We start from the raw sequence: 21,947 nt of genomic DNA on the forward strand, positions 1-21,947 counted from the left end.
AGTATTCTCCGTCAGTTCAGGACCGCTTCGGCCTGCGTCCATTTTTCCCGGTTGGCCCGCGCCAGCGCGAACACGTCGACGATCAGCGCGACGCTGCCGTCGCCCATGATGGTGGCCGCCGATACGCCGGGGACCTTGCGGTAATTCGATTCCAGATTCTTCACCACCACCTGGTGCTGTCCGACCAAGTGATCGACCAGCAGCGCGAAGCGCCTGTCTTCCGCCTGCATGATCACCGCGATGGCCTGCGTGGGGTCGGTCTGCGCGTTCGCCACCGAGAACACGCGATGCATCTCCACCAGCGGCAGATACTCGCCGCGCACGTGCATCACGCGCTCGTTGCCCGCCACCGAATAGATCTGCTCGTTGGTCGGCTGCAGCGATTCCGTGACGTGGTTCAGCGGCAGGATGAAGGTCTCTTCGCCCACGCGCACCGACATGCCATCCAGGATGGCCAGGGTCAGCGGCAGCACGATGCGGGTCGTGGTGCCCTGCCCCGGGATGGACGACAACTGCACGTGGCCGCCCATGTCCTGGATATTGCGCCGCACGACGTCCATGCCGACGCCCCGGCCCGATATATCCGTGATCTGCTCGGCGGTGGAGAAGCCCGGCGCGAAGATCAGCTGCCAGACCTCGTCGTCGCTGGCGTTCTCGCTGACGGGGATGCCCTGCTGCATGGCCTTCTTCAGGATGCGCTCGCGATTCAGGCCGCCGCCGTCGTCGCTGACCTCGATGACGATGTTGCCGCCGCTGTGCTGCGCCGACAGCACCAGCTGCCCGACCGGGTCCTTGCCCGCGGCGATGCGCTTTTCGGGCGTCTCGATGCCATGGTCCAGGCTGTTGCGCACCAGGTGCGTCAGGGGATCGATGATGCGCTCGATCAGGCTCTTGTCCAGTTCGGTCGCGCGGCCGTAGGTCTGCAGCTCGATCTGCTTGCCCATCTTGCTGGCAAGGTCGCGCACCACGCGCGGGAAGCGGCTGAACACGTAGTCCATCGGCATCATGCGGATGGACATCACCGCTTCCTGCAGGTCGCGCGCATTGCGTTCCAACTGCTCCATCCCGTTCAGGAGACGGTCGTGCAGCACCGGATCCAGCGTGGAAGCCGTCTGCGCCAGCATCGCCTGCGTGATCACCAGTTCGCCGACCAGATTGATGATCTGGTCGACCTTTTCGACGCCGACGCGGATGGAGGTCGACTCCTTGTCGGCAGCGGCGTTGCCCGGCGTGCCGCGCGCGGCACGGGCTGCGGCCGGGGTCTCGCCGGCTTTGCCGGACGCGGGCGAAGCCGGCGCCGCCGGCGCTGCCGCAGCCGCGGGAGCGGCCGGCGCCGCCTGGGCCGCCGCGGGCGCGGGCGCGCCAGGGGCGGGAACCTGCGCCTGGACCTGGGCCTGGGCTTGGGCCGCGAAGCCGGCGGCGGCTTCGGCGAAATCATCGACCGCATCGTCCGCAGCCGGGGGCGCCTCGCGAGCGATCGAAATCTGGTCCGCATCCACGATGAAGCAGCAGACCGCTTCGATGTCGTCGGCGGAACAGCTGCTTTCCAGCCACACCGTCAGGCCGCCGCCCGCGCGGTCGCTGGCCAGCACCTGGCCCAGGTTGTTCATCTCTTCCAGCAAGGACTGCGCGTCCTTTTCCGACACGCGGTTGATCCGCACGCGCAGCGGCGCGTCGCCGGCCGGGGCCGGAGCCGCTTCGGCTGCGGGCGCGGCTTGCGGCGCCGGCGCGGACGTCACGGGAACGGCGGCGGCCGCCGCGCCGCCCTGCTCGCCCTTGTGCTCCAGCGCCAATTGCCGCAACACCGCGCAGATGCGTTCATAGGCCGCGGCGTCGGGCTCCTCGGAAGCGCGGTAGGCGTCCAACTGGCTTTTCAGCACGTCCTTGGTTTCCAGAAAAATGTCGATCATGTCCGTGCGCAACGTCATCTCGCCACGGCGGATGGCGTCGAGCAGGTTTTCGAGTAAGTGGGTGGTTTCGGCCAGTTGCGTGAAGCAGCCGAAGGTGGCGGCGCCGCCCTTGATGGAGTGCGCCGCCCGGAAGATCGCGTTCAGCTGTTCGATGTCCGGCTGGCCCGCGTTCAGCTCGAGCAGAAGCTGCTCCATCTGGGCGAGCAGTTCGTCCGCCTCATCGAAGAACGTCTCGTAAAACTGGCTCAGGTCAAGACCGCTCATGACGCCCTTTTTCTTCTCAATGCGAAGGCTCGCCGGGCTGCCCCAGGAGCTCCGACGCCATTTCAATCAACAGATCCGGGTCAACCGGCTTCTGCAGCCATCCGCACACGCCCAGGTCGCGCGCCGCCGTTTTGCTTTCGACGTCGTCCTCCGTCGTCAGCACGAGCACGGGCACGTCCTGGTACTGGCCGGCCTGCCGCAGGCCCCGTATCAGGTCCAGCCCGCCCATGACGGGCATGTTCCAGTCGCTCACCACCAGGTCCACCGGGCGGTCCTGCTCCAGGGCGAGCGCCAGCGCATCCTTGCCATTGCTCGCGGCCAGCACCTGCCAGCCGGCGCCCGTCAGGGTCGCCTGCACAATCATGCGCATCGTCGCGGAATCGTCCGCGACCAGTATCGTCGCCGTCATGGTCGAAACTGCTCCTATGGTGCGGTGTGAACCGGCGCCGCGGGGGCTTTCGCCGCCGCGGGAGTGGTTGGGACGGCGGGCGCCTGGGGCGCCGGCGCGCGCGTCAGCCCGGCGCCGATCTGCCTGGCGTCGCGGCCGGTTATGTCGGCCGCCGCCGCGTTCTCGCGCTCCAGCCTTTCCTGCGTGGCCCGGTTCAACACCACGAGACTGATGCGTCTGTTAACGGCAGCATATGGGTCATCCTTAACCAGGCTGACACTCGAAGAAAGCCCGACCACGCGAGCCACCTTGGTTTCGGCCATGCCGCCGGCCACCAATTCCTGGCGCGAGGCGTTGGCGCGGTCGGCCGACAGCTCCCAGTTGCTGTAGGCGCGCTCGCCGCGCGCGTACTGCGTGGCGTCCGTATGGCCCGAAATACTGATCTTGTTGGGAATCTCGTTCAGCACCGGACCCAGCTCGCGCAGGATGTCGCGCATATAGGGCTGGACCTCGGCCGACCCGGTCGCGAACATGGGCCGGTTCTGGTTGTCGATGATCTGGATCCGCAACCCCTCGGTGGTCATGTCGATCAGCAGCTGCGGGCGAAAATTCTTCAGGACGGGGCTGCTCTCGATCAGGTTGTTCAGGCGCTTTTGCAGATCTTCCAGACGCCGCTGGTCGCGGCGCTGCGCCTCGTCGCCCTGCACCTGCGACTCCACGCGGTTGCCGTCGGCGCGCCGGATGTCGCCTTCGTTGCGCAGCGGATCCCTGCCGCCGCCCGGGATGGCGCTGGTCTCGGCCGAATTGTTCGGACCGCCGGTCAGGGCGACCCGCAGCGGCATGCGGAAGAACTCGGCAATGCCTTTCAGCTCCTCGCGCGGCACCACGCTGATCAGCCACATCACCAGGAAGAACGCCATCATGGCGGTGATGAAGTCCGCGTAGGCGATCTTCCAACTGCCGCCGTGGTGCCCGCTGTGCGGCGACTTCTTGCGGCGGATTACGACCCGATGGTTATTGACGGGAGCCATCCCTGCGCTCCCCGATCAGGCCCGGCCGCCCTGGGTCTTGGCCTGGCGCACGTGTTCTTCCAGCTCGGCGAACGACGGGCGCACGCCCGAGAACAGCACCTTGCGGCCGAACTCGACGGCCAGCTGGGGCGGATAGCCGTTCATGCTGGCCAGCAGGGTCGTCTTGACGCATTCCAGGATCTTCACTTCCTCGGCGGTCTGGCGATCGACGCGGGAAGCCAGCGGCCCGACGAAGCCGTAGGCCAGCAGAATGCCCAGGAAAGTGCCGACCATCGCCTTGGAGATCAGGTCGCCCAGCACCGCCGGCGGTTGGTCGACGGCGGCCAGCGCCTTGATCACGCCCAGCACCGCCGCCACGATGCCGAAGGCCGGCATGGCGTCGGCCACGTTCTGCAAGGCGTGCACCGGGATCTGCCGCTCATGGCGAAAGGTCTCGATCTCCTCGTCCATCAGCGTTTCGATTTCGAAGGAGCTCATGTTGCCGCTGATCATGATCCGCAGGTAGTCCGTGATGAACTCCATCAGCTTCGGATCCTTCATGATGCGCGGGCATTCCGTGAAGATCGGGCTGGAGGCCGGATCCTCGATGTGCGATTCGATCGCCATCAGACCCTCGCGGCGCGCCTTGTTCAGGATCACGTACATCAAGGACATGAGTTCCATGTACACGTCCTTGTTGTAGCGGGCGCCGCGCAGGGCGTTCGGGATCGCGGACTTGATCAGATTCAGCGATTTGCGGCTGTTGCCGGCCAGGAAGGCGCCCGCGGCCGCGCCGGCGATCAGCGTAAATTCAAACGGCTGGTACAACGCGCCCATATGGCCGCCCAAGGCAACGAAGCTGCCGACGACCGACGCGATAACCACCAGATAACCAATAACAATCAGCACATCAGGCCCCTGCCAAGCGTAGACGTATTACGAACGCCCATGATCCCCCCGAACCGCACCGACGAAAGCGTGGTTTACGGGGGGTTTTCAGGGGCATTTGGCGTTATTGAGACCGGTTTGCTACAACCGGCCGGCGTCCGCGGTCTCGGCGGGCAGGCCCGCCGCCGCGGTGGCGGTGCGGGGCGCCGAGGCCACGGCCGGCGCGCCTTCCGCGGCGCGGCGGCCCGCCCGCTCCCGGGCGGCGGCGCGCGTCTTGCCGGCACGCGGGGGCGGACGGCAGATCGCGCAGACGAAGTCCGCGCGCGGGTCGTGCGCGTGCGCGATGAAGTGCCCGCCGCACTGTCTGCATTCGGACAGCTGCAGCATCTTGCCGTCGAAAAAGCGCACGAGCATCCAGGCGCGGGTGAAGCTCAGCACCGGCTCGCCCTGGTCCAGGTCGGTCACGCCGGCGTGCTCGAGATACAGGCGATACGCGTCGATGATCGCACGCACGCCCTTGCTGCCGGTGTTCTCGTTCAGGAACTTGTAGACGTTGTAGAACAGCGAGGAATGGATGTTCGGCAGCCAGGTCATGAACCAGTCCACCGAGAACGGCAGCATGCCCTTCGGGGGCGAGCAGCCGCGGATCTCGCGATACAGCCGCGCCAGCCGGTCATGGCTCAGGCTGGTCTCCGACTCCAGCACCTGCAGCCGCGCGCCAAGACCGATCATGGCGCTGGCCAACAGAATCTCGTCGGCCTCTTGGGAAACGCTTTTGATAGCCATGAGCCTATGCAGTCGTAAGGATCAGGCCAACTGCTCGACCGGCTGCTTGGCCAGCAGAATCGTGGCATGGGCCTGCTGCAGCGCGCCGCCCAGCACATCATGGGTCAACGCGGAAAGCAGGCTGTAGTCGTCGAAGCGGAAGCGGCACAACAGCGAGCTGGAGCTGGCCAGCTTCACCAACTGCGCCGGCGACAGCCGCATCAGGATGTCGGCGACCTGTTCACTGAATCCCAGGCGGAACATCGAGGTTGCGTAGTCGTCGCGCAGCATCCGCTGGGCGAGCAACAGGTAGGACAGGTTCACTTCGCGGATGTCAGCGAGCAGAGTGTTCTCAGACTGGTTCATGGGATATCCCTAGTTCACTATCGATCTCTATCGGGCTGTCCTGCCAGCGGGCCGAGCCGCGCTGGATGCTGCACAATGTCAAAAGTTTACGCAGTGTATCTTTTGTTCCCGTAATTCAAACAATTTACCATGTGCAATGTCATTTTGTATGTCAAACATGACATTTCTTTTGTTTCCGGTAAAGAACGCCGCCGTGAGACACATACGGCAACATTCCAGCTTTTGAGTTTAAGCCAATTAAGTAAACAAGCATTAGAAACGTTGTGTCTTTGTGCCAATGAAATGACGCGAAATACCCACAATGCCAGGATGTGATGCGGCGCCTGCGGCCAGATGGCTGACAGCGCGCTGTCGCGAATTGGCAACAGTCCGCCTATGGCTGAGCAAGGCGCCTAATAGAGATTCGTCTACCGCATGCCCCTTTCCGAAGACCGCCTGGCCGAATACGCCCCGCTGGTGCGCAAGCTCGCCCTGCAGCTGCTCGCGCGGCTGCCCGCGAGCGTGGAACTGGACGACCTGATCCAGGCCGGCATGATGGGCCTGCTCGATGCCGCCCGGCGCTACCAGGAAGTGGCCGACGCCCAGTTCGAAACCTATGCGACAGCCCGCATCCGCGGCGCGATGCTGGACGAACTGCGCAACCAGGACTGGCTGCCCCGCAGCGTGCGCAGCAAGGCAAAGCGGATCGATCAGGCCATCGCCCACCTGGCGCAGCAGCTGATGCGCCCGCCCACAGAGGCCGAAGTCGCCGCGCATCTGGACATCCCGCTGCCGGAATACCACCAGCTGCTCTATGACGCTCAGGGCGCGCAGATCGTGCATTACGAAGACTTCGGCGCCGAGAACGGCGGCGACAGCCGCGATGGCGACTGGGCGAACGCGGCCGCCGACCCGGGCGCCTCGGGCGACCCCCTGGACCGGCTGCTGGCCGCCGACTTCCGGCAGGCGCTGATCGAAGCCATCGACGCCCTTCCCGACCGGGAAAAACTGCTGCTCTCGCTCTGCTACGAGCAAGGCTTGAATCTGAAAGAGGTCGGCGCCGTCATGGGCGTCACCGAGGCCCGCGTCTGCCAACTGAGATCCCAAGCCATGGCGCGCCTGCGCGGCAAACTGCGCGAAGGCGCCTGGCAGAGCCTGCCGGAAGACCTGCGGATGGCTTACGTCGCCTGAGCTACGCCAGCGTGGCGGCGGTCTCGGGCAAGGCGCGCCCGACGCATCCACGCGGCTGAGATTTTTTGCATTGTCTCCCCCTAAAGGTTTACCGAACCTTGCCGTTACCCAGGACAGCGGCGCGGCAAGCGGCCATCACGGTGCGCAAACCGCACGCAGGGCGGCCTAGCTGCCCGGTTTGAAGAAGCCTTTCTCTCTTGGGAGCTATTCATGGCTGCAGTCATCAATACCAACTACCTCTCTCTGGTTGCCCAAAACAACCTGAACAACTCGCAGTCCGCCCTGGGCTCCGCGATCGAGCGTCTGTCCTCGGGCCTGCGCATCAACAGCGCCAAGGACGATGCCGCCGGCCAGGCCATCGCCAACCGCTTCACCGCCAACGTCAACGGTCTGACCCAGGCTGCTCGCAATGCCAATGACGGCATCTCGATCGCCCAGACGACGGAAGGCGCGCTGAACGAAATCAACAACAACCTGCAGCGCATCCGCGAACTGACGGTTCAGGCCCAGAACGGCACGAACTCGCAGTCCGACCTGGATTCGATCCAGGCTGAAATCCAGCAGCGCCTGGACGAAATCGACCGCGTGTCGGCCCAGACCCAGTTCAACGGCGTGAACGTCCTGGCCAAGGACCAAAGCCTGAGCATCCAGGTCGGCGCCAACGACGGCCAGACCATCAACATCAACCTGAAGGGCATCACCGCCAAGTCGCTGGGCCTGGACGGCTTCAATGTCAACGGCAAGGGCACCACGCAGAACCGTACGGCTACGGTCAGCGATCTGGTTGCCGCCAAGGGCCTGGACAACGGCGACAACACGTACACCGTCAAGACGACCTTCGACGCTGTCACGACCGACCAGGCGTTCGCCAAGCTGAAGGACGGCGACACCGTTAGCGTCGCGGGCGGCACGGCCGTCGAATACACCTACGACGCCGCGAAGGGCAACTTCACCTTCACGAACACGCTGAGCACCGCCTCGGCCGCCGACGTGTCGGCCGCCGCTGAGAAGTACCTGCCGAGCACGGGTACGGTGACGGGAACCTACGACGCCACCAACGGCGCCGTCGCCACGTTCGAGGTGGACTCGAGCGGCAAGCTGACGATCAACGGCCAGAAGGCGTACTTGACCGACGATGGCCTGCTGACCACGAACAGCACCGCCGCGTCGCCCTCCCAGGCCAGCCTGGAAGACCTGTTCGCCAAGGGCGTCGGTTCGGTCGCCGGCTCCTCGCTGACCATCGGCGGCACCAAGTACACGAACGACGGCACCAAGGTTACGTTCCAAGACACGGCCACCAAGGACACCGTCCTGAACGCCGTGAAGAGCAACACGGTCGCCGGGTCGAAGATCACGTTGAAGGACGGGCTGCTGACCGCCCAGATCACGTTCGGTAGCGACGGCAAGTCCAGCGACACGTACGTCGATAACGACGGCGAATTCACCACGACCAAGACCTTCGACACCACCTACGCGGTGGATGTGGATACCGGCACGGTGACCGTCAAGTCCACGGCTTCGAGCGTGGCTGGCACCAAGTACGAAGAAACGGTCGGCGCCACGGTTTACGTGGGATCGAACGGCAAGCTGACGACCGAAACGACCAGCAAGGGCGACCTGACCGCCGATCCGCTGGCTGCTCTGGACAAGGCCCTGTCGAGCGTGGATTCGCTGCGTAGCGACCTGGGTGCGATCCAGAACCGCTTTGAATCGACCATCGCCAACCTGAACAACACCGTCAACAACCTGTCCGACGCCCGTTCGCGTATCCAAGACGCGGACTACGCGACCGAAGTGTCGAACATGACGCGTGCTCAGATCCTGCAACAAGCCGGCACCGCCGTGCTTGCACAGGCGAACCAAGTGCCGCAGACCGTGCTGTCCCTGCTGCGCTGATCGCGACAGTGAGAGCGTGGGCCGGCATTTCCGGCTTACGCTCTCAATCGTGATCCGGTACGTTACGCCCCGTCGCTCGAAAGAGCGCGGGGCGTAACTCACTGGAAATCCGGCCATATGCGGCTTTTAATCCCCTGATCCTGCGACGCCCGGGTCGATAGAATGACGACCATCCAGCGGCAAGGCTATCGGGGAGTCGGCGCAATGACACAGGGGCTAATCGCGTTCAGCGGCTACAACACGCGTGCCGTCGTTGCCTTTTGCCGTCATCTGCACGGCTCGGGCCTGAAGGCCCACCTCATTGCGCGAGATCCCCAGGATCCGATATTCCTCACCCGGTACGCTGAATGGGTCGCTACCACTCGTGATAGCGCGGCGCTGGACCTTGAAGCAATCCTCGCGTTGGTACAGCCCATTCGGCGGCGTCACGGTTATGACTCCGTCCTCATCATTCCCACGACGGAGTTCGTCAACCGGCAGCTGATTGCGCATCGGGAGACATTGAACGGCCATAGCGTGCATTTTCCGCTGGTGCCGAAGCCGCTGTACGAAACCCTGTCCGACAAATTCGCTTTTCGGCGGCGGTGCGAACAGTACGATATTTCCGTGCCGCCCGAACTGGATCAGCGCACGCCATCGTTTCCGATGGTGGCCAAGAAGCGCCACTATTGGGCAGGCTCCGGCTCGCGCGCAAAACCTTACCTGATATTCAACGAAACAGACTACGCGGCCTTCCTGAAGGCCGAACGGCCCGAAGACTTTTATTTTGAACGCTTCGTCCGCGGGCGCAGCCTCTATCTGCTTGCCTGCGTCAAGCGCGACGGCGAAATGGTGGCGCACTGGCAGGAAAACCTGATTCAGCAGGCGGATGGGAAATCCATCATCGCCGCCAAGACGTGCGACCCCGGGCTGCACGATCTCGAAAAGAAGTTCCAGCAGGTCTTTGGTGACATTGGTTTCTACGGGCTGGTCATGGTTGAAGTTCGCCAAGATGGCGATATTTCGTACATGATCGAGGCGAATCCCCGTCTCTGGGGCCCTTTGCAACTCGTGGCGGATCATTACCCGGACATCCTCGACGCCTTTCTCCAGATTTGCGGGGTTGCCCCCCGTGCCGGCCTTGTGTCGCCGAAAGCCGAACAAGGGGCCGACAAACTTTACTTTTGGTACGGCGGACTGGCTTCGGACTGGGCCGCCGGGCGCCAGCCGGTTTTCCACGATCGAACAATAGACATCACCACTGGCCTGCCGCAGCTCCTCAACCAAGACGTTTTCCTGAGGCCCGACACGTTTGCGCTTTTTCGCGCCGAAGTCGCGGGCCAGACCACGACATGATCTCCGACACTGCCCACGAATTGCGTCATCTTTACGCTCGCACCAGTAAGCACTCGGGCTACCAGCTCGTTCACCCCATCGTCGCACCGATACTTGGCGCGGTTGAGCCGCCGTCCATCCAGCGATATGAAGACGCACGCGAGCGCTACTTCCTAAACAAGGTTTCCTTCGTTGGCAAGGCCGTCGCCGATGTCGGGGGCAACACAGGTTATTTCTCTTTCATGGCCCTCGCCAATGGCGCGGCAAGAGTGGACTACGTCGAAGGCAACAGGGATCACGCGACTTTCGTGCAGTCGGCGGCGCGAGCCACGGGGCACCTTCCAGCCTTGAAGGTTCACGACCGCTATGTGAACCTCGAGAGAGAATCGCTACCCTCGCACGTGGACGTTCTTCTTCTTCTGAACGTATTGCATCACATTGGCGACGACTATGGAGGCGACGTCTTCGATGCCGTCGCGGCCCGATCGCACATCGGTGCTGCGCTAAGACGCCTTCAGGGCCAATGCGCCCAGATCATTTTCCAGCTCGGATTCAACTGGCAGGGAGACCGCCGCAAACCGCTATTCGACACGGGAACGAAGGCCGAAATGATCGACTTCATTCGCAAGGAGTGCGGGAATACATGGAAAATCCAGCACGTCGGTATCGCTGAGCGCCTTCCGGAAGGCATCGTCTACCGCGATGCCGATCAGCGCAATATCGTGCGCGACGACCGTCTAGGCGAATTTTTGAACCGCCCTATCTTCATTCTGGGAGCGGATTGATCGAGATATCACCGTGCTAGCCTGCCGCCATGACGCGACCTTGACTTCGATCAGGCAGCCATGGCGGGCACGGCCGACGGAACCTCGGCGACCGTTGCACCCTCGGCGATTATTGCCGCGATTCGAATTACGTCTGAGTCATTCAGCGCCGGGTACAAGGGCAGGCAAATCACCCGATTGGCGATTCCACGTGCCACCGGCAGATTTGCAGGCTGAGCGGAAGGCAATCCGCGATACATCGGCATATCGCTGATCAATGGGTAAAAATAGCGGCGAGCGTAAACGTCCTGGTCTTTCAGGCGCTGGTATAGCGCGTCGCGCTGGAGAGGATATTCGTCCTCCACCAGAATGGGGAAGTAAGCGTAGTTCTTCGCCGTCTGCGCGAACTCCACACATTTGATGCCGGGCACAGCGGCCAGCGTTTCGCGATAAAGTCCGTCCAGATGCGCGCGCTTGGAGATAGCCTCTTCAACGTGCCGCAACTGCAGCAATCCGAACGCCGCCTGCACTTCATTCATCTTGCCGTTGATGCCAGGTGCGACAACAGTGGTTTCGTTGGCGAAGCCGAAATTCTTCAGGTAGTCGATCCGTTCCTTGATCTTCGCTGTGGGGCAGACAATGGCACCGCCCTCGAACGTGTTGAACACCTTCGTTGCATGAAAGCTGACGACGCTGAGATCTCCGTAGCGCAATATGCTCCCGCCCTCGTCACGCACACCGAAGCAATGCGCCGCATCGTAAATGACTTTCAACCCGTATCGGTCGGCGATCGTCTGTATTGCCTCGACGTCACAAGGTTGGCCATAGCAATGCACCGGAAGAATCGCTGTGGTTGCAGGCGTAATCGCCGCCTCGACAGCCTGCGGATCCAAGTTGAACGTCTCGGGGTCAACATCCACGAATACCGGGGTCAGTCGGTTCCAAAGAATGGAGTGTGCCGTCGCTACGAACGAGTATGGAGTCGTGATCACTTCGCCGGTAATCCGCATGGCTTGCAGGGCCGTTACGAGGGCCAGCGTACCGTTGGAAAACAGTGCGAGGTGCTCCACCCCGAGATACTCGCATAGCGCGCGCTCGAGTTCCTGATGAAAAGGACCGCCGTTCGTCAAAGTACGGTTGTCCCATATCTGCTCGAGATAAGGGATGAATTCCTCCAGCGGCGGCATGAAGGGCTGGGTGACGAACACTTTTGAGTTATTCATGATCCACCGTGAAAGAGCGAGGCGCCTCACCGTTGCACCATATGCGCCACATTTCCCTCATCGCCCGTTCGAGGCCGCGGGTAACATTGCGCGGATCCCGGTCGGGAGCGTTCAACAACTTCTCCCTCATGCCCGCGCGCAGGCTGGCAAGCGCCTCGATATTCTCTGCCCACTCAACAGCCTTGCGGACGAACTGATCTTGGTTGTCGCAGACCCATTCGCCCAGCCCGGCCCGCCCCAACGCCCCCGCGGTCTGACATTCGACTCGCGTGCGTCCGCGCATACTAAGCACCGGCACACCCATCCATAGCGAATGGTGAGTCGTGGTGCCACCCGTGTATGGAAACGTGTCCAGCGCAATATCGACATCATGGTGAAAGCCTAGGTATTCCGCCATCGCGGCACGGGGCCGGAATATCAGCCTGTCGGCGGCGACACCATACTTGCCCAGCCTGCGCGTAAGATCGCTGCGAAGCGCGAAGTCCGTGATGCCGCCCAATAGCATGCGAGCGTCCGGGACGGCGGCGAGAACCTGGCTCCACAGGGCCAACACCTGGTCACTCAGCTTGTTATATCGGTTGAAGCTGCCGAAGGTGATATAGCCGTTGCGCTCGGCAGGCAAGCCGTTCACGGCTGGACTTCCCTCGAAGGGTTGGAAAGTGCCCGCCGACGGCAAATACACCAACTTTTCGGTGAATTGGGCATCGAGGAATCCCGGTGGCGCAACGTGACGATCGACCAGGTAGTAGTCCATCTCCGCCAGGCCAGTGGTGCCCGGATAGCCGATCCAGCTCAATTGCACGGGAGCCGGCTTGAGTGCAAACATGGGCAGGCGGTTCAGGGCTGTATGCCCGGATAGATCGAAAAGAATATCGACACGGTCGGAATTGATCGCCTTCGCCAGTTCGGTGTCCTTCTGGCGGCTCACCTGTCTCCACTCGGCGGTCAGCTTGCGGGCGCGCCTGCTGACCGCATCCTCGGTGGGGCTGTTATGGTATGCGTAGATTTCGAACGAATCGGTGTTCAAGGCGCGCCAAATCGGCTCCAGGAAGTTCATGACCGCATGGTTGCGCAGGTCGCCCGAAACGAAGCCAATGCGCAAACGCCGTTCAGGATCCTTGTCGTTGGCGTGGCGCAGTTTCATCATCGAATTGCCGCGCTTCGTCACGAGTTCCCCGAACTTCCGATGATGCTCGAAAACCTCCATTGGTTCCATGTCGACGCGATGCGTCAGCAAGAACAGCAAATTGCTATGCGCCAGGTGGTAATGGGGGTCGATGTCCAATGCGCGCAGATAGTTCTTTTCGGCATCTGCGTGCAAGCCCAACTCACTCAGAACCAGTCCGAGATTCGTGCACGTATGCCGGTGGCCATCCGCCAACGGCAAAGCGCTTTCCAGGCAGAGTCGCGCGTCAGTCAGCCGCCCTGCCCGCCGCAGCACATTCCCGAGATTATTGCGGTGCTGGTATGCCTTCGGGTCGAACCGCGCTGCCCGCGCGAAGCAGATTTCCGCGCGCTGCAACTCCCCATTTTCGTGGAATAAATAGCCGAGCTGAGCATACGCGGTGTCCAGGGATGGATTCAGAGCGATGGCTCGCAATAGCGGCGGAATGGCGTCATCCTCTCGATGCTGCACCGCGTATACGTGGCCAAGGGCATTCCACCCGTCCGGCGAGAAAGGGAAGCGGTCCGCTAGCGCCTTTGCGGAAGATTCCGCAGCCCCGAAATCGCCGTCGCGACGAAGCTTGTAAACCCGTTCGATATCCTGCTTGGGCGGATGCGCCACCGTGCGAACGATCCCGGCGCCAGCGGCCAATGCTCGGTCATACTGGACGAGAAGCATGTCCGTATGCGCAATCCATTCCCGGCCCTTGCCTTGATGCGACAACATGCGCAGGCGCGCGAGTTGCGCCCAGGCCGCGGGCGACCCCGAGATCAGGCCCGCGCGGCGCAGCCTCTCCAGCAGGGTCAACGTCTTTGCACGCAGCCCTTCCGTGGCAAATTCGAAAACGTCCTTTCCGTCCCAGTGCCAACGACCATCCGCGTCGAGCGCGTGAGGGTCGGTGAGCATACGAAGATCCTCTTCATCGAGGTTCAACACTACCGGCTCATGCCAAAATGAGTACGTATTGACCGCAGTTTTTCGATCCGCCTGCGACGCGGCTCCTTTCAACGCCGCAGCGGCGTTGCGGGTCAGCGTCAGGGCGCGCTCGGCCGCGGTGTCATAAGGAGTTGCATCCAGGCAATAGCGCAACATCCCGGCGCGGAACAACGGCTCCAGCGCCTGGAGCAGCTGCTTGCGCGATTGCTTTTCATCGAGATAAGCGTGCCCGGGCATGAGGGCGGCCAGTTCCCCGAAGGATAGCGAGCACGGCCACACGGAAGTCAGGACTCCCATGATCCGGCGGACATTCTCGTCATCGGTTACGTAACTGCGACCCAGCTGATTGAGGAACCGGCCTTCGACGCCGCCGCGCTGCAGATCCGCGGCGTTGCGGCTGAAGTGGCCTGCGTAGCGCAGATCAGCCAGACGACTCAGATCGAGAAGCCCATCCCGCGCAGATTCTCCATCATCGCGTGCCAACAGGCTCTTCCTGCCTTGCCGCCCGACGGCGAAGTCCAGATACTGCTGACGCATGACCGGAGTCTGCCCCAGCGAATTGAGGCTGTGGAACAACGAAACGTTGTTCCCGTAGGTCAGCGGAATTTCTTGTTCGGGCTGCGCGTCCCCAATGTATGACAGGCCTGCCTGCCGCGCTCGATCCGCGAACTCGACGAAGTAGCAGGGCGCCGTATCACCGCGAAGGTATTCAGCCAGCTCCTCGTCCGAGAGAGCGGACGCCTGATGAAGCATCGGTATCAGCCCATCCGCAAGTGGATTGGAGGCTGCCATGCCTTCGGACAGAAAACTCAGCATCGCCCTGCCTGCTGCCAGATTTTCCTGAAGGTTGGTGGCGGAGTGCCCCCGCAACAACATTGCGTCGCGGACGATCTCGCTGACCTTCCAGCCGGGCAGGGTGTTGTAACTGACATACGCGATGCCTTTGGGCGACAGGTAATTTCGGCATGCCGCGAGCAAGGTCTGACCCACTGCCGTCGGGACCTTGCTATAGAGTTCGTGCATGACGATGTAGTCAAACTCGCCCAACGCCGAGGACTCCAGTGCCGATGTCAAGTGGAACTGGAGGTTCGTCGCGCCTACGGCCAACGCCGCCTCATTGGCGCGGGCAACCTTGTCGGGTGAAGACTCGAGCCCCACGATCTCGGCGTCGGGGTAACCGAGCGCCAGGGGCATCAGGTTTTCGCCGATGCCGCAACCTATCTCCAGGATGCGCGCTTTCGACACCGGCACGGTTTCGATGCCGTACAGATGTGCCACGGCGCGCAACTGGACGGGGGAACTATAGAAGAAGCATCCCGGCGTAGCACTTTGAGCAGGTGCATGCGATTGCGGGGATGCCAGCAGCTCGGGCGAATTCAAGCCGAAACTCCTGCAGAAAGCAATAATGTGCCCAGCGTAGCAGGAGGGTCGTACGGCCAAAACGCCGAACTACAGGCAAAAATTCGTCTGCAAAAGCGCTTGCCGGAGTGCCGGGATCGCGGCCCTTGTTGGAAAGAGCGGCCCGCAAATGCGCACCGGATTGGCGTAGTCGTTGGACGATGACCGCCATCCAGAGGCATTGAAAAAGAAAAGGCGGCCGCAGGCCGCCTTCGGAGTACGGGGCATCAGCCGCGCTGTTACTTCTTCTTCACCGGCGGCAAATCCGTGCAAACGCCTTCGGCCACCTCCGCGGCCATCCCGACCGACTCACCCAGCGTCGGATGCGGGTGGATCGTCTTGGCGATGTCGACCACGTCGGCGCCCATTTCCACGGCCAGGGCCAATTCGCTGATCAGATCCCCGGCATGGGTGCCGACGATGCCGCCGCCCAGGATCCGGTGGTTCTCCGCATCGAAGATCAGTTTGGTGAAGCCCTCGTCCCGGCCGTTGGCGATGGCGCGGCCCGAAGCGGCCCAGGGAAAGACGCCCTTCTCGATCTTGATGCCCTGCTTCTTGGCCTCGTCCTCGGTCAGCCCGACCCAGGCGACTTCCGGATCCGTGTAGGCCACGGCCGGGATCACGCGCGCGTCGAAGAAGGACTTCTCGCCGGCGGCGGCTTCCGCGGCCACATGGCCCTCATGCACGGCCTTGTGCGCCAGCATCGGGTTGCCGACGATGTCGCCGATGGCGAAGATGTGCGGCACGTTGGTGCGCATCTGCGTGTCCACGGGGATGTAACCGCGGTCGGTCACGGAAATGCCGGCCTTCTCGGCGCCGATCTTCTTGCCGTTGGGCGAACGGCCCACCGCTTGCAGCACCAAGTCGTAGCGCTGGGGCTCCTTGGGCGCGCCCTCGCCTTCGAAGGTCACGTAGATGCCGTCCGGCTTGGCCTCGGCCGCCACCGTCTTGGTCTTCAACATGATGTTGTCGAAGCGCGGGGCGTTCATCTTCTGCCAGACCTTGACCATGTCGCGGTCCGCGCCCTGCATCAGGCCGTCGAGCATTTCCACCACGTCCAGGCGTGCGCCCAGCGTGGAATAGACCGTGCCCATTTCCAGGCCGATGATGCCGCCGCCGACGATCAGCATCTTCTTGGGGATGCTGCGCAGCAGAAGCGCGCCCGTGGAATCGACCACACGCTCGTCGTCGGGCATGAAAGGCAGACGCACCGCCTGGCTGCCGGCCGCGATAATGGCCTGCTTGAAGCGCACCGTCTGCGTCTTGCCGTCGGCGCCCTTCACCGTCATGTGGTGCGGATCGGCGAATTCGCCGACGCCCGTCACCACGGTGACCTTGCGCATCTTGGCCATGCCGGCCAGGCCGCCGGTCAGCTTGCCGACGACGCTGTCCTTGAAGCTGCGCAGCTTGTCCAGGTCGATCTTCGGTTCGCCAAACGTGATGCCGTGATCGGCCAGGGCCTTGGCTTCTTCCATGACGGCGGCCACGTGCAGCAGCGCCTTGGACGGAATGCAGCCCACGTTCAGGCAGACGCCGCCCAGGGTCGAATAGCGCTCGACCAGAACGGTCTTCATGCCCAGGTCCGCGGAACGGAAGGCGGCGGAATAGCCGCCGGGGCCGGCGCCCAGCACCAGCATGTCGCATTCGATGTCGACGTTGCCGGAATAGGACGCCGCGGCCGGCGCGGCGGCGCCCGCCGCGGGAGGCGGCGCAGGCGATTTCCCAGCCGGCTGGGCTTGCTGCGCGGGCGCGGGGGCCGGCGCCGGAGCGGGCGCGGCGGCGGGCTGGGAAGCCGAGCCCTGCGCCGCGCCGCCTTCGGCGGGCTCCACTTCCAGAATGGGCGTGCCCATGGACACCTTGTCGCCCACCTTCACTTTCAGGGCCTTGACCACCCCGCCCTGGGAGGCCGGGATTTCCATCGACGCCTTGTCCGACTCGACCGTGATCAGGCTTTGCTCGGCCTGGATCGTATCGCCTTCGGACACCAGCACTTCGATGACTTCGACTTCCTTGAAGTCGCCGATATCGGGTACCTTGATTTCCACCGTATTGCTCATATCGCTCCCCGATTACAGCGCGATGCGGCGGAAGTCGGCCAGCAAGGCGCCCAGATAGGCGTTGAAGCGGGCCGCGGCCGCGCCATCGATGACTCGATGGTCATAGGACAGCGACAGCGGCAGCTTCAGGCGCGGCACGAACTGCTTGCCGTCCCATACCGGCTTGTGCTCGGATCGCGACACACCCAGGATGGCGACTTCGGGCGCGTTGATGATCGGCGTGAAATGCGTGCCGCCGATGCCGCCCAGCGAGGAAATCGAGAAGCAGCCGCCCTGCATTTCGGCGGGCGAAAGCTTGCCGTCGCGCGCCTTCTTGGCCAGTTCCGACGTTTCCTTGGCGATTTCCAGGATGCCTTTCTTGTCCGCGTCGCGGATGACGGGCACGACCAGGCCGTTCGGCGTATCGGCGGCGAAACCGATGTGGTAGTACTGCTTGAGCACCAGGTTGTCGCCGTCCAGCGACGCATTGAACTCCGGATACTTCTTCAGGGCCGCGACGACGGCCTTGATGAGGAAGGCAAGCATGGTGACCTTGATGCCGGCCTTCTCGTTTTCCTTGTTCAGCGTGACGCGCAGCGCTTCCAGGTCGGTGATATCCGCTTCGTCGTTGTTGGTGACGTGCGGGATCATGACCCAGTTGCGATGCAGGTTCGCGCCCGAGATCTTCTTGATGCGCGACAGCGGCTTGGCTTCGACCGGACCGAACTTGGAGAAATCGACCTGCGGCCAGGGCAGCACGTTCAGGCCGCCCGCGCCGGCAGCCGCCGGTGCGCCAGCGGCGGCAGGCGTACCGCCAGCCAGGGCCTGCTTGACGAAATTGCGAACGTCGTCCTGCGTGATGCGGCCCTTGGGACCGCTGCCCTGCACACGCTGCAGATCCACGCCCAGTTCGCGCGCGAACTTGCGCACGGACGGCGAGGCATGCGGCAGTTGTCCCGGCTTGAGCTCCGCTTGGGGCAGCGCGGCAGCGGGCGCGGCGGCGGGTGCCGGGGCTGACTGTGCGGCGGGCGCCTGCGCAGCCGGCGCGGGCGCGGCGGCCTGGCCGGCGGCCCCGCCGCCTTCCACCACCACCAGCGGCGTGCCCTTGGACACCTTATCGCCGACCTTGACCTTCAATTCCTTGACCACGCCGCCTTGCGAGGCGGGAATCTCCATGGAGGCCTTGTCGGACTCCACGGTGATCAGGCTTTGTTCGGCCTGGATGGTGTCGCCCACGGCGACCATCACTTCGATGACTTCAACCTCCTTGAAGTCGCCGATGTCCGGCACCTCGATGACCGTTTCGCCGCCGGCCTGGGGCGCCGGCGAGGAAGCCGCGGCCTGCGGCTGGGCGGCGGCCGGCTGCGCCTGCGCCGCCTCCTTCACCGTGGGCTTTTCTTCCTGCTTCGGCGCGGCCGCAGGCGCCGCGGCGCCCTCGCCTGCTTCCACTTCCAGGATGGTCGAACCCATCGAAACCTTATCGCCCACCTTCACTTTCAGCGCCTTGACCACCCCGCCCTGCGAGGCCGGGATTTCCATCGACGCCTTGTCCGACTCGACCGTGATCAGGCTTTGCTCGGCCTGGATCGTATCGCCTTCGGACACCAGCACTTCGATGACTTCAACCTCCTTGAAGTCGCCGATATCGGGTACCTTGATTTCCACCGTATTGCTCATGTCGTTCGGGCCTCGTCAGGCGTATTGCGGGTTGGCTTTTTCGGGATTGATGCCGTACTTCTTGATGGCCTCGGCCACCTTGGCAGCCGGCAGCGTGCCTTCGTCCGCAAGCGCCTTCAGGGCCGCGACGACCACGAAGTGGCGGTCGACCTCGAAATGCTCGCGCAGTTTGTAGCGGAAGTCCGAGCGGCCGAAGCCGTCCGTGCCCAGGACGCGGTATTCGCGGCCCTTGGGGATGTACGGACGGATCTGGTCCGCGAACAGCTTCATGTAGTCCGTCGACGCGATGATGGGGCCTTCGGTCTTTTCCAGCAGTTGCGTCACATACGGCACCTGGGGCTTCTTGTCCGTGGGGTGCAGCATGTTGTGGCGGTCGGCGTCCTGGCCGTCGCGGCGCAGCAGCGTGAAGCTGGTGGCGCTCCAGACATCCGACGAAATGCCCCAGTCCGAATCCAGCAGCGCGGCGGCCGCTTCGACCTCGCGCAGGATGGTGCCCGAACCGAGCAGCTGCACGCGCTGCTTGCCCTTGCCCACCGTCTTCAGCTTGTACATGCCGCGAACGATGCCTTCCTCGTCGCCCGGCTTCAGGCCGGGGTGCGGGTAGTTCTCGTTCATCACGGTCAGGTAGTAATAGACGTTCTCCTGGTTCTCGACCATGCGGCGCAGGCCGTCCTGGATGATCACCGCCACTTCGTGCGCATAGGTCGGGTCGTACGGCACGCAGTTGGGGATGGTGGCCGCCATCAGGTGGCTGTGGCCGTCTTCGTGCTGCAAGCCTTCGCCGTTCAGCGTGGTGCGGCCCGCCGTGCCCCCGATCAGGAAGCCGCGCGCCTGCATGTCGCCCGCCAGCCAGGCCAGGTCGCCGATGCGCTGGAAGCCGAACATCGAGTAGTACACGTAGAACGGGATCATGATGCGGTTGTTCGTGGAATACGACGTCGCCGCCGCGATCCACGAGCTCATGGCGCCCGCCTCGTTGATGCCTTCCTGCAGGAGCTGGCCGTTGGCCGCTTCCTTGTAGTACATCACCTGGTCCTTATCGACCGGCACGTACTTCTGTCCTTCGGGGGCATAGATGCCGATCTGGCGGAACAGGCCTTCCATACCGAAGGTGCGCGACTCGTCGGCCAGAATCGGCACGACCCGCGGACCCAACTGCTTGTCGCGCAGAAGCTGGTTCAGCGAACGCACGAAAGCCTGTGTAGTGGAGATTTCGCGGCCCTCGGCCGTCGGCTCCAGCACGGGCTTGAAGGCTTCCAGCGCCGGCGCCTTGAACTGCTCGTCCGCCTTGGTGCGGCGCTTGGGCAGATAGCCGCCGAGCGCCTTGCGGCGTTCGTGCAGATACTTCATTTCCGGCGAATCCTCGGCCGGCTTGAAGAACGGCAGTTCTTCCAACTTGTCGTCCGGGATGGGGATGCCGAAACGGTCGCGGAATTCGCGCACCGCCTGCACGTCCAGCTTCTTCTGCTGGTGCGTGGGGTTCTTGGCCTGGCCGACCTGGCCCATGCCGTAGCCCTTGATCGTCTTGGCCAGGATGACGGTGGGCTGGCCCTTGTGCTTGCTGGCGGCGTCGAAGGCGGCGTAGACCTTGTGCGGATCGTGGCCGCCGCGATTCAGGCGCCACACGTCCTCATCGCTCATGCGGGCGACCATCTCAAGCAGCTTCGGATGCTTGCCGAAAAAGTTCTCGCGCACGAACTTGCCGTCGTTGGCCTTGTACGCCTGGTATTCGCCGTCGACGGTTTCTTCCATCACGCGGCGCAGGATGCCTTCCTTGTCGTGGGCCAGCAGCGGATCCCAGTAGCCGCCCCAGATCAGCTTGATGACGTTCCAGCCGCTGCCGCGGAAATCGCCTTCCAGTTCCTGGATGATCTTGCCGTTGCCGCGCACCGGGCCGTCCAGCCGCTGCAGGTTGCAGTTGATGACGAAGATCAGGTTGTCCAGCTTTTCACGCGCGGCCAGGGCGATGGCGCCCAGCGATTCCGGCTCGTCCATTTCGCCGTCGCCGCAGAACACCCACACCTTGCGGTTGGAGGTATCGGCGATGCCGCGCGCGTGCAGGTACTTCAGGAAGCGGGCCTGATAGATGGCGGTGATGGGGCCCAGGCCCATCGACACGGTGGGGAACTGCCAGAATTCCGGCATCAGCTTGGGATGCGGATAGGATGACAGGCCCTTGCCGTCTACTTCCTGGCGGAAGTGATTCAGCTGTTCCTCGGTCAGGCGGCCTTCCAGGAAGGCGCGCGCGTAGACGCCGGGCGAGGAGTGGCCCTGGAAGTACACCAGGTCGCCGCCGTGGCCTTCGCTTTCCGCATGCCAGAAATGGTTCTGGCCGGTACCGATCATGGTGGCCAGCGAAGCGAAAGAAGCGATATGGCCGCCCAGGTCGCCGCCGTCGGGCGGCGAATGGCGGTTGGCCCGCACCACCATGGCCATGGCGTTCCAGCGCACGTAGGCGCGGATGCGCGATTCCAGTTCCAGATTGCCGGGATGCGCCGGCTCCAGGCCGGGCGGAATCGTGTTTACATATGCGGTGTTGGGCGAATACGGAATGTGCGCGCCGGACCGCCGGGCTTCGTCGATCAGACGCTCCAGCAGATAATGGGCGCGCTCCGGGCCTTCGCGATCGAGCACCGCCGCCAGCGCTTCGAGCCACTCCTGGGTTTCCAGGGTGTCTTCGTCATTGGCAGCCGTATAGGCGCCAGCCAGGGCGTTAGAGGACATCGTGTGTCTCCAGAAAGGGTTGTAGCCTTGCGCCGGCATGGGCGCGGCGGGCA

At 63.4% G+C, this 21,947-nt stretch carries 15 protein-coding genes; 4 read left to right on the forward strand and 11 right to left on the reverse strand.

Going from position 1 to position 21,947, the window contains the following annotated elements; genetic code table 11:
• Window positions 1-11: 11 nt before the first annotated feature.
• The 6 genes from cheA to flhD all read right to left on the reverse strand — a co-directional run bounded on the left by cheA (window position 12) and on the right by flhD (window position 5,591).
• Window positions 12-2,174: a chemotaxis protein CheA gene (gene cheA / locus CAL13_RS12645; protein WP_086072572.1), complete on the reverse strand. Its 2,163-nt coding sequence runs from the start codon at window positions 2,172-2,174 to the stop codon at window positions 12-14.
• Window positions 2,175-2,190: 16 nt separating this feature from the next.
• Window positions 2,191-2,583: a response regulator gene (locus tag CAL13_RS12650; RefSeq protein ID WP_086057708.1), complete on the reverse strand. Its 393-nt coding sequence runs from the start codon at window positions 2,581-2,583 to the stop codon at window positions 2,191-2,193.
• A 14-nt stretch (window positions 2,584-2,597) separates the two neighbouring features.
• Entirely contained in the window at window positions 2,598-3,593 is a 996-nt protein-coding gene (gene motB, locus CAL13_RS12655) for a flagellar motor protein MotB (protein WP_086057709.1), read from the reverse strand.
• Window positions 3,594-3,608: 15 nt separating this feature from the next.
• Window positions 3,609-4,481 carry a flagellar motor stator protein MotA gene (gene motA, locus CAL13_RS12660; protein ID WP_086057710.1) on the reverse strand — a complete coding sequence of 291 codons (873 nt, stop codon included), beginning with the start codon at window positions 4,479-4,481 and terminating at the stop codon, window positions 3,609-3,611.
• Window positions 4,482-4,601: 120 nt separating this feature from the next.
• Window positions 4,602-5,246, reverse strand: coding sequence for a flagellar transcriptional regulator FlhC (gene flhC, locus CAL13_RS12665; RefSeq protein ID WP_086072573.1), 645 nt, complete (start codon window positions 5,244-5,246; stop codon window positions 4,602-4,604).
• 21 nt (window positions 5,247-5,267) lie between these two features.
• Entirely contained in the window at window positions 5,268-5,591 is a 324-nt protein-coding gene (gene flhD, locus CAL13_RS12670) for a flagellar transcriptional regulator FlhD (protein WP_086057712.1), read from the reverse strand.
• A gap of 414 nt (window positions 5,592-6,005) precedes the next feature.
• Here flhD and CAL13_RS12675 point away from each other — a divergent pair, with 414 nt between their 5' ends.
• From CAL13_RS12675 to CAL13_RS12690, 4 genes are all read left to right on the forward strand, one after another.
• Window positions 6,006-6,761 carry an RNA polymerase sigma factor FliA gene (locus CAL13_RS12675; RefSeq protein WP_086057713.1) on the forward strand — a complete coding sequence of 252 codons (756 nt, stop codon included), beginning with the start codon at window positions 6,006-6,008 and terminating at the stop codon, window positions 6,759-6,761.
• A 210-nt stretch (window positions 6,762-6,971) separates the two neighbouring features.
• The gene (locus tag CAL13_RS12680) at window positions 6,972-8,657 is read left to right on the forward strand and encodes a FliC/FljB family flagellin (protein WP_086072574.1); all 1,686 of its coding nucleotides are present in this window, start codon (window positions 6,972-6,974) and stop codon (window positions 8,655-8,657) included.
• 162 nt (window positions 8,658-8,819) lie between these two features.
• Entirely contained in the window at window positions 8,820-9,992 is a 1,173-nt protein-coding gene (locus CAL13_RS12685; protein WP_157664865.1) for a hypothetical protein, read from the forward strand.
• Window positions 9,989-10,756 (forward strand): hypothetical protein, encoded by a 768-nt coding sequence (locus tag CAL13_RS12690; RefSeq protein WP_086072576.1) that lies wholly within the window; start codon window positions 9,989-9,991, stop codon window positions 10,754-10,756. Before CAL13_RS12685 ends, CAL13_RS12690 begins: the two co-directional genes overlap by 4 nt.
• A 50-nt stretch (window positions 10,757-10,806) precedes the next feature.
• Here the strand turns inward: CAL13_RS12690 and CAL13_RS12695 are convergent, their stop codons facing one another.
• From CAL13_RS12695 to aceE, 5 genes are all read right to left on the reverse strand, one after another.
• Complete coding sequence (locus tag CAL13_RS12695) at window positions 10,807-11,958, reverse strand: DegT/DnrJ/EryC1/StrS family aminotransferase (protein WP_086072577.1); 1,152 nt, start codon at window positions 11,956-11,958, stop codon at window positions 10,807-10,809.
• Window positions 11,951-15,439, reverse strand: a complete 3,489-nt coding sequence (locus CAL13_RS12700) for an O-linked N-acetylglucosamine transferase family protein (RefSeq protein WP_198297844.1) — start codon at window positions 15,437-15,439, stop codon at window positions 11,951-11,953. Before CAL13_RS12700 ends, CAL13_RS12695 begins: the two co-directional genes overlap by 8 nt.
• A 257-nt stretch (window positions 15,440-15,696) precedes the next feature.
• Window positions 15,697-17,514 (reverse strand): dihydrolipoyl dehydrogenase, encoded by a 1,818-nt coding sequence (gene lpdA / locus CAL13_RS12705; RefSeq protein ID WP_086072579.1) that lies wholly within the window; start codon window positions 17,512-17,514, stop codon window positions 15,697-15,699.
• A 12-nt stretch (window positions 17,515-17,526) separates the two neighbouring features.
• A complete protein-coding gene (gene aceF, locus CAL13_RS12710) occupies window positions 17,527-19,170 on the reverse strand; it encodes a dihydrolipoyllysine-residue acetyltransferase (RefSeq protein ID WP_086072580.1) in 1,644 nt (547 codons plus the stop codon).
• 15 nt (window positions 19,171-19,185) lie between these two features.
• Window positions 19,186-21,894 (reverse strand): pyruvate dehydrogenase (acetyl-transferring), homodimeric type, encoded by a 2,709-nt coding sequence (gene aceE, locus CAL13_RS12715; RefSeq protein ID WP_086059440.1) that lies wholly within the window; start codon window positions 21,892-21,894, stop codon window positions 19,186-19,188.
• Between the last annotated feature and the right edge of the window lie 53 nt (window positions 21,895-21,947).

This window comes from Bordetella genomosp. 9 (assembly GCF_002119725.1).
Classification (GTDB): Bacteria; Pseudomonadota; Gammaproteobacteria; order Burkholderiales; family Burkholderiaceae_B; genus Bordetella_C.